Raw genomic sequence first — 17381 nt, 5'->3', positions numbered from 1 at the left:
ATGCCCATGAATTATGACGTTATTATTCAACCTACTGCTTTTCAAGAAATCGAAACAGCTTATCGTTGGATGTGCGATAATACAAGTCCTGAATTAGCAAACAATTGGTATTATCAACTAGAAGATGCTATAGAATCATTAAAGAAATTTCCTAAGCGTTGCAGTATAGCACCAGAAACCAAAGCAATAGGTTCTGAAGTTCGGCAACTCTGGATCGGAAAACAAAGAAAATATCGAGTTTTATTTGTCGTTGAAGAATATGTTGTTGCTATTATTCATATTCGTCATAGTAGCCAATCTTATATAGATGAAAACTGGGAATAAGAATAATAGTTCATAAATCAAATAGTATGACTATAAATAAATACACTCTTATTTATGACTCTCACTGAAAAAGTCCTAGAAGTCAAAAACTTCCTCCACCAAACCCCCATCTTTGAAAACATCATTGATGAACAACTCCAAGCAGTTGCTAATATTGCTATTCTCCAAACATACAAAAAAAACGAAACCCTATTTTGGGAAGGAGACGCAGCAACGGGATTTTTTATTGTTAAATCTGGTAAAATCAAAGTATTCAAAGTAGCAAACCACGGTAAAGAACAAATATTACACATCTTTGAAATATCAGAATACTTTGCAGAAGTTCCCGCTTTTGATGGGGGAAACTTCCCCGCATCCGCAGCAGCAATAGAATTTTCTGAAGTTGTCTTTATTCCCAGAACTTCATTTTTCATGGTTTTACAACAACATCCCACTTTAGCAATAGCCATGCTGGGAACTTTTGCACGACATCTCAGGCATTTAACCCACTTGGTTAATGCTCTTTCTTTCCAAGAAGTTCCAGAAAGATTAACCAATTATCTATTAAAATTAAGTCAGAAAAACGGTAATATCAATGTTGTCGAATTAGACTTACCCAAAACCCAACTAGCTGCTTTATTAGGTACTGTTCCTGAAACCCTTTCTCGCGCTTTTTATAAACTCACTCAAGAGGGTAAAATTACAGTGAACGGAACAAAAATTATGTTATCTGATGAAATACTCACATCCAAGAGTACCTAAAGCTTAATATATGACTCCCTTGGATCATACATATATGATACCAGAAAAAAAGAGTATGTCAATATCAATGGCTGAAATAACCGATCTTCGTAAAATTATTGATAATATTCTCAATAATATTGAGAATAGAGGCTTGTTATTGCGAAAAAAAGGAAGTTAAAAAATTTTTGGATTTTTGAGATTTAAAAAATTTATGAATAACGAACCGCAAAGTACGCAAAGGAAAGAGGTTTTATCTCTGCGACTCTGCGTGAGCTTTAAAAATTCTGTAACTTATATTGCTTCCACTTCTCCTGCTGTCTTGCTCTTTTTTCCTCCGTCAAACTATCAAAACAGTGAGGACAAGAAATACCTTCTTCATACTTAGGTGAAGTTTTATCAGCCTCAGCAATGGGATGTCCACAACAGAAGCATAACTCATAACTGCCCTCTTCCAATCCGTGACGCACCGCAACCCGTTCATCAAATACAAAACATTCCCCTTCCCATAAACTTTCTTCTTTGGGGACTTCTTCTAAGTATTTCAGAATACCCCCTTTGAGATGATAAACTTCCTCAAAACCTTGAGCCAGCATATAAGATGTGGCTTTTTCGCAGCGAATACCACCAGTACAGAATAAGGCAACTTTTTTATGTTTGTTCGGGTCTAAGTTTTTACTTACATATTCAGGAAAATCTCGGAAAATCTGCGTTTGGGGATTTTTTGCCCTTTTGAAAGTTCCTATACTAACTTCATAATCATTACGGGTATCAACTACTGTTACTTCTGGATCAGAAATCAAATCATTCCATTCCTTTGGAGTGACGTAGTTTCCTACCTTTTCATTTGGGTCAACTTCCGGTATTCCTAATGTAACAATTTCGCGTTTTAACCGCACTTTCATCTTTTCAAATGGCGGTGTGTCGGTGTATGATTCTTTGTGTTCTAAGTCTGCTAACCGCGCATCACTACGCAGAAATGCCAAAACCGCATCAATCCCAGAACGAGAACCAGCTATGGTCCCGTTAATGCCTTCTTTGGCTAGTAAAATTGTGCCTTTGATGCCTTGTTGCTGACAAAAAGATAACAGCGGTGCTTGCAGTTCTTGATCATCGGGTAAACTGACAAATTTATACAGCGCAGCTACAACTATAATATTTTCTTGGTTATTTTCTGGGTTCATCTGTTTACAAAAAAAGAATAATAGGATATTATTTACTTTAAGTTTAAAGTTAACTCGTTTCTGAAAAAGAGGAACTTGTTTAATTTTGAATTTTGACTTGAAAAACGGGGGTTTAGCTCAGTTGGTAGAGCGCCTGCTTTGCAAGCAGGATGTCAGCGGTTCGAGTCCGCTAACCTCCATCTAGGTTTTTTGGAAGACAACGGATAAATTATTTGCTGGCATTTGGTAAATTTTCTGCAATGTCAAATTTTCAGCTTTTGCTGCTTTTACCACATTTTCTAAATTACGCACTCCCCAAGCTGGGTTTTGCGATCGCAAAGACTCATCAAAAGCAGCGTTACTGGGTGCGGTATGTTGACCGTTTTGTTTATAAGGTCCGTATAAATAAAGAATACCATCTGGCGGTAAAATTCGTCCAGCCCCGGACATCAGTCCTAAACAAGCTGACCAAGGGGAAATATGAATCATATTAATATTGACTATAGCAACTATTGGCGAGTCGGTGATTTTTTCTTTCTCAACTGGCCAAACGGGTAACTGTACATCTATATCTAAAGGTGGGTAAATATAATCACTTTTACATTCTGCCATCCAAGCTGTGATACTGTCTCTTAAGAGGGGGTTTGGGTCAGAAGGTAGCCATTTTCGCGGTGCTAGATGATGTGCAAAAAATACCGCGTGTTCTCCTGTACCACTGGCTATTTCTAAAATTGTTCCTGTTGTGGGTAAGACTTGTTGAAGTACCTCTAAAATGGGTTCGCGGTTGCGTTGGGTTGCGGGTGCAAATTGTTTTTGTTCTGGGGTTGTGTGCATGTTTTTGAGTTTTTAGGGAACGCAGATGAACGCAGATAAACGCAGATAATTTCAGAAGTTTTATTTTTTGTAGTTTTACATATTTGTATAATATTCACATAAAATTATTATAATTGCGATCTTCGCTTTCTATTTACATAATTTGTGAGCATCCAACTTTGCTAAAATCATAGCATGGATAAAAAACCCCTTATCCATTCTCTTCCCTTTGTGTACTTTGCGTACTTTGCGGTTTGCTTATTTCATAACCTGGACAAATTACTATTTGCAATACTCACTCATATTGTTTTACGTTTTACCACACTACAGGAGAAAAAGTTGCCTAAGTCTATTCATTCCACCCAACCACCATTAAAATTTATTCCCCCAAATTTTCAACCGTTGGTACTCAAGGTGATGTCTTTTTTTCTCCCTTTTATTTTACGGGTGAGAACTAGACCTTGGCTACCTGCTGGTATTGTGAACATAGAAGCTGAAAACGCCGAAGTGTTAGCTAAATTATATCATGAATTTCAAGAGGGTAAAATTAGATTTTTAATTGCTTTTCGTCATCCAGAAGTTGAAGATCCTTTAACAATGCTATATTTGCTTTCTCGCATTGTTCCCAAGGTAGCGCGGGAAAAAGGCATTGATTTAAAATATCCTGTTCATAGTCATTTTATGTATGAAAGAGGCATGACTTTATGGGCGGGAAATTGGTTAGGATGGTTATTTTCTCGCTGCGGTGGTGTACCAGTTCGTAGGGGAAGAAAAGTAGATAGAAATGCGATTCAAATGGTAAGAAATTTATTTGTCAATGCAGAAATGCCTATTGCGATCGCTCCTGAAGGTGGTACAAATGGTCATAGTAGTATTGTCAGTCCTTTAGAACCTGGTGTAGCACAAATAAGTTTTTGGTGTGTGGAAGATTTGCAAAAAGCTAACCGCCCAGAAACGGTTTTTATTATTCCTATTGGTATTAAATATAGTTATGTTAACCCACCTTGGGAAAAAATAGAATGGCTAATATCAAAATTAGAAGCTGATAGTGGTTTACCAGTTGATGAAATTAATCAAACTGGCAAGAATGGGGAAGAAATTTTATATCAGCGACTTTTTCGTTTAGCAGAATATTTAATTACGGAAATGGAAGACTTTTATCGGCGTTTTTATCATCGAGATTTACCAGTAATTATTGGTGAAGAAACAGCTAACCCTAATCAGGTTTTAATTAATAGGTTAGGAAATTTAATGGATACAGCTTTACAGGTGGCTGAAGAATATTTTAATGTGACGGCACAAGGTAATTTTATTGATAGATGTCGGCGGTTAGAAGAAGCCGGTTGGAATTATATTTATCGTGATGATATCGAGGATATCAATAGTTTACCACCTTTTAAACGTGGTCTAGCTGACTGGGTAGCAGAAGAAGCAGATTTGCGAATGCAACATATCCGAATAGCCGAAAGTTTTGTAGCGGTGACAGCTAATTATATTCAAGAAAAACCGACAGCTGATAGGTTTGCAGAAACGACTTTATTAATGTTTGATATGTTGTCTAGAATTAAAGATTCGACTTTACCTGGAAGACCACGTTTAGGTTTAAAACAAGCGATGATTACTGTCGGTGAACCAATTTCCGTAACAGAAAGATGGGAAAAATGTCAGGGAAATAAACAAGCTGCTAGAAAAGGTGTGAGTGATTTAACAAAGGATTTATTTGCAGCTTTGCAGCAGTTGATTAAAGATTAAAAAAAGATTAAAATCTTACGCAATTTCTGTCAGGATATCCCCAGGGTAGACGCAAAGACTCAAAAAAGACTCAAATAAGTTTATTGGTATCTTTGCGTGATTTTATAACAAACCTAGTCTTCCAAATCTAAACCTGTATCATCATCATTATCATAAGCCAGATCGTCGAGGTCGATAATCTCGGAAATTTCTTCTTCAACGTCACTGGTCAGGTCAGATTCTATATGCTCACGCGCTATTAGACGACCAGTTGATTTTAACCATTCCAGCAGTATAAATTCATTACTGGTACGAATTACTGTAGCTCTTTGGTTGCGGGGTTGTTCATGTAGTGGTCCGTTGAGCATAAAATATATTGCCTATATGCCTATATATTGCCTAAAAATTTTGTCCGTATAAGGTCTAATTTCTTAACAACAATTTAGTTGTGCTTTAATTATAAACTATTTTTTGCATAATTAATTATTCATGGCTAAAATATTTTTTGCTACAGATTCTCCTACAGAAATTACTGATAAACGATTACCTTTTTTAACTACTAATAATTCATCTCCCGTAAATTTTTCTTTAAGTGTAGATAAAAAAATCGGTTGAGAAAATACCTCGGCAAACTCTACCTTTACAGTTAACCACCGGGGAGATTCAGGAGTAGACTTAGGATCATAATATTTACTATTAGTATCAAATTGAGTTGGATCAGCAATACCAGTTTCTACTATTTTCATCAAACCGAAAATTCCTGGAGGTTCAGCATTAGAATGATAGAAAAAAGCCAAATCTCCTATTTGCATTTGCTTTAAAAAATTCCGTGCTTGATAATTTCGCACACCATCCCAAATAGTTTGTTTTTGAGTTTGTAAATCAAGAATACTATAGACAGAAGGTTCAGATTTCATTAACCAGTAATTCATATATTAAATTGGGAATAGGGAATTGGGAATAGGGAATTGGGAATTGGGAATAGGGAATTGGGAATAGCTGATTAAAAAACATAAAAGTGATTCCCAGTCACCAGTCACCAGTCACCAGTCCCCAGTCACCAGTCCCCAGTCACCAGTCCCCAGTCCCCAGTCCCCAGTCCCCAGTCACCTAACTAGCAGCTAATTTACCCCAACCAATATAAGGTAAATTGTTTGCTACAGCTTTCACCTGTGCTGCATTTGCTACCAACTGTCCGCAAGCATCCCAAGTACCAGACACAAAAGTGGTTTTAGTTCCCTCACCCATAAACACCGGAAAAGTCAAATCATTGATTTTTACTTGCAAATTTTCCACATTTATGGTAATAGGCGCTTGGGGATTAGCAGTAACTAAATCTTGCAATTGCTTAACTATACTCGGTTCGGCTGTAACGCAAGGTATACCCATTGCCACACAGTTACCAAAGAAAATTTCCGCAAAGCTTTCACCAATAATGGCTTTGATGCCCCATTTAGCTAACGCTTGGGGTGCGTGTTCTCTGGATGAACCACAGCCAAAGTTACGGTTAACAATTAATATCTTTGCTCCTTGGTATTGGGGAAGATCGAAAGGATGTTGACCATTTAAAGCTGTTCTATCGTCAATAAATGCACCTTCTCCTAAACCATCAAAGGTGATGGCTTTTAAGTAGCGGGCGGGTATAATGCGATCTGTGTCGATGTCATCGCCAATTAAAGGAACGGCGCGATCGCTTATCTGTTTGATTTCACTTACCATAGTTTTAATGAACCGCAAAGTACACAAAGGACACGAAGGAAGAAGAGCTTAAGAGAGATTTTTCTTGTGTTTCTAGAGTTTTTTAATGAATGAACCACAGAGACACAGAGGAAACAGAGAAAGAAGAGTTTAAGAAACTTTATGTATGTAAACCACACTTTTAATTTCTCTCTGCGCCTCTGCGCCTCTGCGTGAGATAAAAAAGATGTAGTTTTTTTACCGACAATTTCGGTCTACAGCATTTCCCGTACATCAGCAACTTCACCCTTAATAGCGGCAGTTGCTACCATTGCCGGACTCATTAGCAGGGTGCGACCGGATGCTGATCCTTGTCTACCTTTGAAGTTGCGGTTAGACGATGAGGCGCTGATCTGTCTTCCTTGTAGTTTGTCGGGGTTCATGGCTAAACACATGGAACACCCTGGTTCTCTCCACTCAAAGCCAGCTTCAACAAAGATTTTATCTAGTCCTTCGGCTTCGGCTTCTTTTTTCACTCGTTCTGAACCGGGAACGACAAAGGCTTTTACACCTGCTGCAACTTTACGACCTTGGGCTATTTTCGCCGCTTCTCTTAGGTCGCTGATGCGTCCGTTGGTGCAGCTACCGATAAAGCAAACGTCAATTTTTGTACCTTGGATCGGTTGACCAGGGTAAAGGTCCATGTAACGATAAGCTTCTTCAGCAACAAAGCGATCTTCTTCTGCTAGTTCTGCTGCTGCGGGAATTTTCTGATCAACGCCTATTCCTTGACCGGGTGTTATTCCCCAGGTGACTGTCGGGGGTATGTCTTCGGCATTAAATACTACTACATCATCATATTCGGCATTGGCATCACTCCGCAGAGATTCCCACCAAGCAACGGCTTTGTCCCAGTCTGCGCCTTGGGGAGCGAAGTCTCTATTTTTCAAATATTCGTAAGTAATTTTATCAGGGTTCACATATCCGCATCTTGCACCACCTTCGATCGCCATATTGCAAACGGTCATCCGTTCTTCCATGTTCATCTGTTCAAAGGTAGTTCCTGCATATTCGTAAGCGTAACCTACACCACCTTTAACTCCCAAGGTGCGGATAATGTGTAAAATTACATCTTTAGCGTAAACTCCGGGTCTGAGTTTTCCGTTAACTTCAATTTTTCTAACTTTGAGTTTTGATAATGCTAGGGTTTGGGAAGCGAGAACGTCGCGGACTTGACTTGTACCAATACCAAAAGCGATCGCCCCAAAAGCACCATGACTAGATGTATGACTATCTCCACAAGCTATAGTCATTCCCGGTTGGGTTAGTCCCAACTCAGGGGCAATAACATGAACTATACCTTGATTTCCCGAACCAATATTATGGAAAGTAATGTTATTTTCTTGACAGTTTTGCTCTAACGCCTGGATCATTTCTTCCGCCATGCTATCCAAAAACGGACGTGCTTGGTTATCCGTAGGAACAATATGATCAACAGTGGCCACTGTGCGCTGTGGGAATAAAACTTTTAAACCCCTCTCTTTGAGCATAGCAAAGGCTTGAGGACTGGTAACTTCATGGATAAGGTGGAGGCCGATGAATAGTTGCGTTAGTCCTGATGGAAGTGTACCAACGGTGTGGATGTCCCAAACTTTGTCAAACAGAGTTCCCTTGCTCATACATCAAATTCTATGTTAAAGGAGTCGAGCTTTTGATTATATCAGAAAAGCGATAACGTTATCGAAAAATCAACAGGTAGGTTGGGTTGACGTGAGGAAACCCAACATGATTAAAACCGGGAGCATCCCAATTTTGAAACAATAACCGCAGTAACACTAAAAAATCTCTTAAACTCTCTTACCTTTGCGTCCTTTGCGTTCTTTGCGGTTTAATTATATCAACACTTTGAGTAGGTAGGTTGGGTTGACGTGAGGAAACCCAACATGATTCAATCTAATAATTAACGTAATTTGTTGGGTTTAATTTGTTGGGTTGCGCTGTCGCTTAACCCAACCTACATTTAGTAACTTTAAATTGTCTCCGGGTCAATATTTAATTCTCTCAATTTTGCCGCTAACCGTGCTGCTTTTTCAGCTTCTGCTTCTGCTCTTTTAGCTTCAACTTTTCTTGCTTCAGCATCAAGTTGTAATTTTTTGATTATAACATTTATTTGTCTGAATCAGGATTTCCAGGATTAGAGGATTTTCAGGATTGAATATTTGTCTGAATCAGGATGTCCAGGATTTCAGGATTTTCAGGATTTATACAAAATTCAATTATTTTTAACCATAGGATTCCCTTAATATTAAACTGACTAAATGAAATTGTGTAATAATCGTATTTGTTAAAAAATAACACCTAACGCAGACCATCAAAATCATTAAATTCTCAAAACCCACATCCTGGACATCCTGATTCAGACAATTAAAAAAAAGTCAACTCCTCAAAATAATTAACTGAAAAAAACATCCTGGAAATTTCGATATTGCTAATGTAGTCGGTTAAGATAGGCAGCGCACTAGAATGTAAGTTTACAAGAACTCATAAAATTTTGGTTAGAGTTCAGGAACATTAACGTTTTTCATTCGTCAAATGATATAGCCTTACTTTGAGAAGAGTAATAGGGAGTGTTTGAATGAGGGACAGGAAATTGACAGTTCTGGTAATTGTTTGGGCAATTAGTATCATTCTACTAGATACAACCAGACCGACTTATCTTGTTGAAAAAGCAATGGAAGTTTTTAACTTTGAATTTTCGTCAAAAGACGCTTACGTGCTGACTGTCGAGATTGTTCAGTGGGTTCGTTGGTTGTATTTTGGATCTTTGATTTTCCTAACCTTTTATCTGTTTCAACGTCAGCGTAGTTGGCAGTGAATGTTGTAGTAACAAGTACTTACCTTAAAGCCGTCATGATTCCCTCTGGTTTCAATAAATTCAAACCTTTCTCATAAAAATAAATATAGATATCCGCTACCCCATCATAGGTTTGATAGTTTTCCTGTAAGTAAGGTTTAAAAGGTGATAATAATTCCTGACGAATATAAGGAGGATTTCCAATTACTACATCAAAACCACCTTCAGCGCAAACTTGAGGAAATTCATTTTCCCAAATAAAAGGTAAATCTGTAAACTCTGCATCAGCAACAATAGAATTACCAACTTTGATATTATCATCTAAATAAGTTAAAGCTTTACCCTGAGTTGCAGTTTTTAACCACAAAGATAACTTAGTAATTTCTACTGACTCTGGAGATAAGTCAACCCCAAATAAATTATTACTCAGAATAGTTTTATCTAATTCTAGATTTTCTGAATCTTGATATTGTAAAAACCGCAAATTATCATGCACTCGTTGATACTGACTTTGCAAATAATCAAAAGCAGCAATTAAAAATGCACCCGAACCACACGCAGGATCAACAACTCGCGTTTTTACTAATATCTCATTTCGGTAAGTTAACCAAAATTGAATTTCTTGCGATCGCTGTTTTTCTGAATCTGTAAATTCTGCTAACTGTAAACTCTGTCTTAACTGAGTTTCCCGTTTTTGTAAATATCCACCAATGGCAATCTCGACAATATATTGAGTAATATAAGCAGGAGTATAAAACACTCCTAATTTTTTCCGCTTACCTTGTTTTTTATCAAACTCCTGTTTAGTAAAATCAGCTTTTAATTCTTCTAAATCTGTAATTGACTGTTCAAAAATCCGCCCTAAAATATCTACAGAAACTTCGGAATCAAAATCAAACCGTGTCAGGTTTTTCAGTTGGGTACATAAAGGATCAGGAATATTTAATGTTTCATCTAATAGCGGATCATGTTGAAACAAACCACCATTATAACCGGGAATTGGTGGATCATCATTACCTTGATCAACCCAGCGAAAAACGTCTTTATAAATTTCCCAAATCGGACGATTATTATAAGCATTTCTGCTATCATGAGCTTTAGTAATTGTCTGTTCTGGTAATAATCCCCTATCCTCACAAAATGCAATAAATAAAATTCTGTCTAATGTCTTTTGTGCTTTTTCAATTAATACCGCATCACGGTTAGGAATAGATGATTTATCAATAAAGCGAAAATGTTTAACTATGTTTAATCTGACTTGTTTATATTCCTCATACAGTTGTTTGGTAATATCTTCCTGTGCTTGATCAGAAGTGGTTAATAATCTATCAATTACAGATACATCTTTGATCGGTAAAAAATTATCCCGACAAAGAATAAAATAGAATTTTTTAAACTCCTGAAAATCTGCTAAATTTGCTAATACAAACTTTTCATAATAAGCTGGAGTTTTATTAATATGATATAATCGTAATTCTCGATAATTAGAAATAATGATCCAACGACAATCAGGAGTATAATTAGCATAATGCCATCCTTGATCAACTGCTGATTTATCCCTTCCTGATGCAGCACGATCTAAATTATTTTTAGTTCCTTTTAATTCAATAGGTGCTACTACTTGACCTTGTAATTTTACCTGACCTTTTTGGTTTTCTGTCGCGGTAAAATATCCTAAAGCAGCATCAGCAAAACCACCACCATCAGCAATGTTTTTTTCTGGGTAAAGTTCCCATTTTTTACCCCCACCATCAATTACAGAACGATAACTTAATACATCTTGAAATATCTCTTTTAAGAAATTTCCCTGTAAGGAAACTTCACTGATTTTATCCAGTGTACCTGAATTTAAAGCTTCAACCCATTTGCTAATTATTTGATGACGTGCTGTTAAATCTTCAGGAAATTTAAAAGCAACCAAGGCATTTTTTAACGCCTTTTTCTGAAATAAAGCTTTATCGTCTTTTTGATTCATATCTCATACCTATTGGTTCACTATTATTGAGTCTAACCTACCATGATTAAACAACAAATAAGCGTAACTGCCGAGGTAGGAAAACCGGGGATATTCCCATAAGGGTTAACGGCTATAGAATAAGGTTTTTAGATTGTTATAATAATCTAAAATCTGCTTCACCTGTTCCTCATTAGTATTTGGTTGGCAAGAAATAGACAAACCAGCAATTTGACTTTGATCATAATCAAAATCTGAAGAAGTTTGGGGAATTAAATCCACATCAACCCCTTCCACCTGCCGCAAATGTGCTGCTATTTCTCGATATACAGCTAAAGGTAAATTAGGAAATTCTATTTTTTGTTGATTCTGTTCCATAATTCCATAAAAAGTATAAAATCATCACTATAATATAAAACCGGACATTTCCGGTTATGCAACCAATTTAATTGCCAGAATTGATGTTATATCTATAAACTTACAGCAAACTTACAGCAGATTGTCAATGAATGAAGTACAAACTGCACAACAAAATGACTCCTGACTCCTGACAGCGTAGCGCCAGCCATATTCTGCTGTAACCAGATAGCTAACCAACTCTTACAAACCCATTGAAATGGAAACCCCAACAGCAGGTTGTGCAGGTTCAGACTTTGCAGGTTCAGACTTTGCAGGTTCAGACTTTGCAGGTTCGGTAGAGGGTTTTTCTCCCACTGCTTTAGCAACTTCAATTCCGAACTGTTCAAACACAACCACAGGATTAAAACCTCTGTTCATCTCAATTCGTTTAATCAAAACCCCATTACCCAATCTTTGCCCAGCTTGTACATAGCGGCTGGTAAGTTCTTCCGGCACTTTAATAATTGCCTGGGGTTCTTTACCAATAACAACTATACCACTGACCAAAACCGCTTGAGCATCTTCATGCTTGGGAGCAGGTGGTAACACAGGCTTAACAGGCTCTTTAGCCACAACTTGAGGTAAAACCATGGGCAAAACTGGAGTCAAAGGAGGTTTTGGTTGAGGTGGAGGAGTAGTAATTTGTACACGAGCCTGGACATTTTGTCCCCCCTGAGCTTGATTTGTTCCTGTTTGTTGTGGAGTTGGCAAAGGAGGCAGTTTAGGAACTTCTTTTTGCTCAGAATTGGCAGCAATTGGTACCCATAAGGGCTTAATAATTTCCGCAAATGGATCAGTCCGCCCTTTTTGTGCCAAATCCACGCGCAAATCGCCTCTAGTGGATTCAATCAAGCCGGGATTATTTGCCTTTATTGCTTGATCTTTTTGAGAAGACACCACAGGATTAGCAAAGGGTGTCTTTTCTTCTGGTTTTTCTGCTGCTGTTTGGGGAATTGTTGCTGCTGGAGGAGTGTTAGTAGCTTCTGGCGTATCATTAACTGTACATCCAGCGATCGCCAAAGTTAAAATAGCCGCAGCTACAATCTGTGAATTAATTTGTGAATTTATACCCATTAGCTGTTCTCGAGAGCTATAGGAAAGTTTACTTATGGAAATCAACACGCCTGAAATTGTGATTACAGGCCAAGTCTGTTTTCTTTATAACCTAAATTTTACATTTCCAGAGTTATTTTTAACACTCCAGCAAATCATGGTTTCAGAGGATTGGCTATTAATTTTCAGGCGCTACCATGATTTTTTTCAGCATATCCAATCCTTTTTTGACTTTACGAGAAACAGTAACTACACTAATTCCTAAATGTTCTGCAACTTGCTTCTGTGTCAAATCATGTAAAAACACGCATTCTAACACTTCCCGGGTGCGGTTTTCCAACTGTACTAATACTTGTTGTAATCTGATTTGGTCTTCTTGCGCTAATTGAAAGCTGCGGTAATTTGGATCGGGAACCAATTCCCCCAAACTGGTAGATCCTTCTTCTCCATTCTGTATGGGTACATCCAAACTCAGAGGAGAGCGATTCACCCATGCTAATTTAATTTCCTGCCATTCACTTTGAGAAATTTCCAATGCACCAGCTATTTCTGCATCAGTCGGTTGGCGGTTGTATTTTTCCCGCAAAGAACGGGAAACACCTATGGCTTGCTGTTGTAGTGCTAACCAGCGCCGGGGTATCCGCATGGTTACGCCTTTGTCCCGGAGGTAATGTTGAATTTCCCCACGAATGTAAGGAATAGCGTAAGAACTAAAGGCGTGTCCTTTAGAAAGTTCAAATTTCTCAATAGCTCTAATTAAACCCAAACAGCCGACTTGGATCAAATCTTCATAGCTTTCATGACATTGATTTATCCAGTAGTGAGCTTCTTTTCTCACCAGCCCAAAATTTAGTTTCACTAGTTGATTACGAAGGCGTTCTGAGGGACATTGCTCATATTCTCGCAACAACTGTGAAATCTCATGTTTTAGTTCGTTCGTGGCTGTAGTAGGCATAGCACATTCAGGATTTAGCAAATAGAGTGTTTATTAATCGCTGCTAAACTTAATTTTTAGACGCGCTATAGGCAGATATGCACGTTCTTGAACAACTCATAAAGCCATCAGGCAGACTAAAATTTTTGGCTAGAAAAGATTTTGAGGATGGGTTGAAAATCTAGGGCGATTTTCAGCAGAGTTGCTTTTTAGTGATCGAAGTCAATTTGGTCTGTTGTAGCTTATTAAACAACTCGCATAGAATTAAAATATACAATTCTTTCCCTAATGTCAAACCGGGATATTACGTAACTTAATAAATGCAATATGAAATGTACTGATAAATAGCCAAAAATTCTATCTATTATTTTTCTAAATTAATAAAAATTATTGATTAGTAATAGTACGTATTTAATTTTATTAAATTCATCTAATTTCCCAAAACATGAATTTGACAACTGTTTATTTACGGAAAAATCACAGGTGATGAGAAATCAGCCAAAAGTTTACCAGTCTAAAAAAAACCAACTACCCTCTCAAAAAGCAGGGCAGTTGGATAAATTTTTTTATAGCTGTAGACAGAGTAGTTAGAACATCAATTAATCATGAAACTGCTACTAAAAAAGGATTTTACTCCTGACTCTTGAACGGTAGTTGCTTCATTTGAGGAGTTACCCCTGTGGACGGGTTTCTCGGCTGGAAGGGAGTGGCGTGAGACCCTAAGACCGCACCGCCTCCTCCTGACTACTGCTATAACAACAGGAATTTAGCCGCGATTTGTTTCTACGCGACCGTAGAATAAACCACGAATCTTAACTTCTTTAGGTTCGCCAGCACCCAAATCTGTATCAGAGGGCTGTATACTTTCAAAAGTACCAGCTATTTCGCCAGTAGAACTGTCTACTTTAGCTACTTGTAAAGAAATCTTGCCATTGAGGATTTCTGTACGCTTCACATTAGCTCGTGTCAAATCATCATCGTCGGCTTGGGCTGGTAATGCCACAGCATTATCATAACCACTGACAACACCACGACCTTTGGGATCTAGGAAAGAAGCACCACGATAAGAAGGAACTTTAAACTTACCTTCAAAATCAGTAGAAGTATTAATGCTGGTCAAATTAGGCTGTGTTTGTGCAATCAAGTTTTTGACAGTAAATAAGAAAGGTACTAGTTCACCACCAGGAAGTTTGACTGTGATAGCTTGGAAATCAAGACCATCTTTTTCTACAAAGGTCAGACTGTTATCTGGGTTGATTTTTAAATCACCTTGTACTTGATCAATAGTGGATGTGTTACGAGTCACCAATTTACCAGCTACAAATTCAGCTTCTTGCCGTTTGTTAGCGGGTTCTTCTTTGACAAAGTAATTGGTAGGTTCTAAGCACAGTTCTTTGATGGTGTAGGTCTGACCGTTATCCAAAGCAATAGAACCACGGCTTGTTTCTGCCAGCTGAGGGCATTTGTTAGCCAAGCCAGTACCTCGAATTTGTTCGTAAGTCAGCAAGTCTCTGCTGCTAGATGAAGGCGCATCACTACAAGCAGTTATCAGCCCCAAGCATAAAGCTAAGAATGCAACTATTAAAGCGCGATACCTCATGGTCAACCTCAATGTCATTAATATTTAAGTTGTAAAACGGCTCTACTAAACGTAATAAAACGCATTCCGTTTTGAGTTTTCAGGTTTAGCTTCAGAACCAGCAGTTTCTCTCATCAGAGTTAGATGGAAGTTGCTTTTTCCTTAGCTTCAAACCAACAGTCTACTGAGTGGCATTTGGCAGGGTTTGGCTAAATGGATGAGTAGACCACAACACAGAAACGCCTCAAGGCATCTGTTATTAATGCGAAGTAGGCTATACTTCGCGCTTTGCTCTTACATCAGGTAAAAGCGGCATGACCCAAATCATCCTGTATTGTATATGTATTGCTAGTACATACAATCTTTGGTTTGATAGGGAAATTAGCCAAGTTATAGTGCCAAAAAGCATAAGATTTCTCTGATGCTATTTGTTAGTCGGAAATGAATCCCCAAAATTCACTAAAACGTAATTAAGCCCTCACATTAAATCTGTGGGGATTACTTTACGTACAATATTCAAACTACCATTCACATTGGCATCAATCAATTGACAATTAGCGCCTCGTCATTAGTAGTTCTTCGCTTGATTTTCGCTTGCTTTTTGTGATTTCGCTCTTACCCCTGCCCATCCTCCCTTTTTTCGGGTGTTTCGGGTATTGTATTACTTTTATAGAACAGCAGCAGAAAATTACATGAACAATGACCAAAATTTGCCAGCGGGAAATTTATCTGCTAAGTTGCAAGCGATCGCATCTGCTGTGCAAGATGCAGCCCACGCTTGTCAAGGCAATGTTACAGCATTATTATCTTTGCTGAGACAATTGGAAAAGTTACATAAAGAGATTCGTGATGGAATTTTTCAAGATAGTTTGCCCGATAACCGCCAAAGACTCTACGCACTGCTCAGAGATATTGAGTCTGAGGGGGGTTGGCCTTATATTGAACGTATGCGATTACAAGAATTTCTAGTGAATTTACCAGTAGAAAGTAATGAAAAAACTCCTGTTATCCACAACACTAACGAATCCTGTGATACTGATAACTGGTTAGAATGGTAAGCTCAAGAGTTTACCAATCACCAATTACCGTGGTTTTCAGGAATTAGACTCAAACCAGAAAGGGGTTTTCATGGCCGGTATAGTATCAGTTTCCCGCAAGAATTTAGCTCAACGCCGTAAAAAATTACGTAGGCAGCAGCAAAGAAAAATCATTCACACTATTTGGCGAACACTGGCTGCTAGTGGTCTAGCAGGTGGATTGCTGTGGGTAACACTCCAACCAATGTGGGTGTTAAAAAAACCTGCACAAATAGTTATGAAATCAGGCAATCAATTATTATCCGAGCAAGCTATTCAATCGCTGTTGGCGCTGTCCTATCCCCAATCTTTGTGGCGAATAGAGCCTTCTGCAATTGCCGAAACTTTAGAAGCACAACCCGCTATTGCACAAGCCACTGTAAGCCGTCGTCTGTTTCCGCCTGGGTTAATGATTGAAATTCAAGAGAGATTACCAGTGGCAGTGATTCACACCCTACCAAAACAAAGCACAACCAGTTGCAATACTCAGCCTCAATCTTCGGCAAACTCTGGCAAACAAGCAACATCTTCATGTTTGCAAAATACTCCTGCTGGAAGCAAACAGGATGATGTCAGTTTACTAGATGCTAGTGGCGCTTTGATTCCTCTAGCAAAATACACTGCACTTAACCCCACAGGTAAATTGCCTACCCTCAAAGTTCTTGGTTCACCAGAAAAATATTGCCCCTATTGGACTGAACTTTATCAAGCTGTCAGTCAGAGTTCTGTTAAAGTGATGGAAATTGATTGCCAAGATCCCACAAATTTAATTTTGAAAACAGAATTAGGAAATGTCCATCTTGGTGTTCCTAATGCCCAATTACCGGAAAAAATCCAATTACTTGTGCAAATGCGGCATTTACCAGCAAAATTCAAGCCCAAACAATTAGCCTATATTGATATCAAAAATCCTGACCGACCTTTAGTACAAATGAACCAAAAATAACAAATTAACTTCCCAGATACCTAACAAGCTTGAGCCTGTTTGAGTACAGAAACCAGTTTTTGAGGATAAAAATGATAAAAATATTAGTTAGTTTTACGGTTCGCACCATTGAAATAAAAATTGGCATGAACTTTTGATTAAAATGGCAGGATAAATAT

General features: G+C 38.0%; 17 protein-coding genes and 1 tRNA gene. 7 read left to right on the top strand and 11 right to left on the bottom strand.

What is annotated here, in order from left to right:
* Both H6F45_RS01980 and H6F45_RS01975 read left to right on the top strand, forming a co-directional pair.
* Positions 1–324, top strand: coding sequence for a type II toxin-antitoxin system RelE/ParE family toxin (locus tag H6F45_RS01980; protein WP_242027446.1), 324 nt, complete (start codon positions 1–3; stop codon positions 322–324).
* Positions 325–378: 54 nt separating this feature from the next.
* Positions 379–1065, top strand: coding sequence for a Crp/Fnr family transcriptional regulator (locus H6F45_RS01975; protein ID WP_137666195.1), 687 nt, complete (start codon positions 379–381; stop codon positions 1063–1065).
* Positions 1066–1322: 257 nt separating this feature from the next.
* Here H6F45_RS01975 and H6F45_RS01970 read toward each other — a convergent pair whose 3' ends face one another.
* Positions 1323–2228 (bottom strand): rhodanese-related sulfurtransferase, encoded by a 906-nt coding sequence (locus H6F45_RS01970; RefSeq protein ID WP_190346323.1) that lies wholly within the window; start codon positions 2226–2228, stop codon positions 1323–1325.
* Between the two features lie 106 nt (positions 2229–2334).
* On the opposite strand from H6F45_RS01970, the gene H6F45_RS01965 reads away from it, so the two are divergent.
* Positions 2335–2407: transfer RNA gene (locus tag H6F45_RS01965), tRNA-Ala, on the top strand.
* Between the two features lies 1 nt (position 2408).
* Here H6F45_RS01965 and H6F45_RS01960 read toward each other — a convergent pair.
* The gene (locus tag H6F45_RS01960) at positions 2409–3041 is read right to left on the bottom strand and encodes a class I SAM-dependent methyltransferase (protein ID WP_190346322.1); all 633 of its coding nucleotides are present in this window, start codon (positions 3039–3041) and stop codon (positions 2409–2411) included.
* Between the two features lie 318 nt (positions 3042–3359).
* On the opposite strand from H6F45_RS01960, the gene H6F45_RS01955 reads away from it, so the two are divergent.
* Positions 3360–4772 carry a 1-acyl-sn-glycerol-3-phosphate acyltransferase gene (locus H6F45_RS01955; RefSeq protein WP_190346321.1) on the top strand — a complete coding sequence of 471 codons (1413 nt, stop codon included), beginning with the start codon at positions 3360–3362 and terminating at the stop codon, positions 4770–4772.
* Between the two features lie 113 nt (positions 4773–4885).
* Here H6F45_RS01955 and H6F45_RS01950 read toward each other — a convergent pair whose 3' ends face one another.
* From H6F45_RS01950 to leuC, 4 genes are all read right to left on the bottom strand, one after another.
* The gene (locus H6F45_RS01950; RefSeq protein WP_096566699.1) at positions 4886–5119 is read right to left on the bottom strand and encodes a DUF3134 domain-containing protein; all 234 of its coding nucleotides are present in this window, start codon (positions 5117–5119) and stop codon (positions 4886–4888) included.
* Positions 5120–5230: 111 nt separating this feature from the next.
* On the bottom strand, positions 5231–5668 hold the full coding sequence (locus H6F45_RS01945) for an EVE domain-containing protein (RefSeq protein ID WP_222620764.1): 438 nt from the start codon (positions 5666–5668) through the stop codon (positions 5231–5233).
* A gap of 193 nt (positions 5669–5861) precedes the next feature.
* Entirely contained in the window at positions 5862–6470 is a 609-nt protein-coding gene (leuD, locus tag H6F45_RS01935) for a 3-isopropylmalate dehydratase small subunit (protein ID WP_096566695.1), read from the bottom strand.
* A 233-nt stretch (positions 6471–6703) separates the two neighbouring features.
* Positions 6704–8107, bottom strand: coding sequence for a 3-isopropylmalate dehydratase large subunit (gene leuC / locus H6F45_RS01930; protein WP_190346320.1), 1404 nt, complete (start codon positions 8105–8107; stop codon positions 6704–6706).
* 971 nt (positions 8108–9078) lie between these two features.
* Here leuC and H6F45_RS01925 point away from each other — a divergent pair.
* Positions 9079–9303, top strand: a complete 225-nt coding sequence (locus tag H6F45_RS01925; RefSeq protein WP_190346319.1) for a hypothetical protein — start codon at positions 9079–9081, stop codon at positions 9301–9303.
* Between the two features lie 19 nt (positions 9304–9322).
* Here H6F45_RS01925 and H6F45_RS01920 read toward each other — a convergent pair whose 3' ends face one another.
* From H6F45_RS01920 to H6F45_RS01900, 5 genes are all read right to left on the bottom strand, one after another.
* The gene (locus H6F45_RS01920) at positions 9323–11257 is read right to left on the bottom strand and encodes a DNA methyltransferase (RefSeq protein WP_242052543.1); all 1935 of its coding nucleotides are present in this window, start codon (positions 11255–11257) and stop codon (positions 9323–9325) included.
* A gap of 105 nt (positions 11258–11362) precedes the next feature.
* On the bottom strand, positions 11363–11614 hold the full coding sequence (locus H6F45_RS01915; RefSeq protein WP_190346318.1) for a hypothetical protein: 252 nt from the start codon (positions 11612–11614) through the stop codon (positions 11363–11365).
* A gap of 222 nt (positions 11615–11836) precedes the next feature.
* Positions 11837–12709, bottom strand: a complete 873-nt coding sequence (locus H6F45_RS01910) for a hypothetical protein (protein WP_190346317.1) — start codon at positions 12707–12709, stop codon at positions 11837–11839.
* Positions 12710–12866: 157 nt separating this feature from the next.
* A complete protein-coding gene (locus tag H6F45_RS01905; protein WP_137666204.1) occupies positions 12867–13643 on the bottom strand; it encodes an RNA polymerase sigma factor SigF in 777 nt (258 codons plus the stop codon).
* Between the two features lie 745 nt (positions 13644–14388).
* Positions 14389–15222, bottom strand: a complete 834-nt coding sequence (locus tag H6F45_RS01900; RefSeq protein WP_096566685.1) for a photosystem II manganese-stabilizing polypeptide — start codon at positions 15220–15222, stop codon at positions 14389–14391.
* A gap of 671 nt (positions 15223–15893) precedes the next feature.
* Between H6F45_RS01900 and H6F45_RS01895 the strand changes: the two genes are divergently transcribed.
* Together H6F45_RS01895 and H6F45_RS01890 are read left to right on the top strand one after the other, a co-directional pair.
* A complete protein-coding gene (locus H6F45_RS01895; RefSeq protein WP_137666205.1) occupies positions 15894–16259 on the top strand; it encodes a hypothetical protein in 366 nt (121 codons plus the stop codon).
* 70 nt (positions 16260–16329) lie between these two features.
* Positions 16330–17223: an FtsQ-type POTRA domain-containing protein gene (locus tag H6F45_RS01890; protein WP_190346316.1), complete on the top strand. Its 894-nt coding sequence runs from the start codon at positions 16330–16332 to the stop codon at positions 17221–17223.
* Positions 17224–17381: the final 158 nt, after the last annotated feature.

The sequence above is a fragment of the Sphaerospermopsis sp. FACHB-1194 genome, from assembly GCF_014696235.1.
Classification (GTDB): Bacteria; Cyanobacteriota; Cyanobacteriia; order Cyanobacteriales; family Nostocaceae; genus Sphaerospermopsis; species Sphaerospermopsis kisseleviana.
This window is presented reverse-complemented; position numbering and strand designations above follow the sequence as displayed.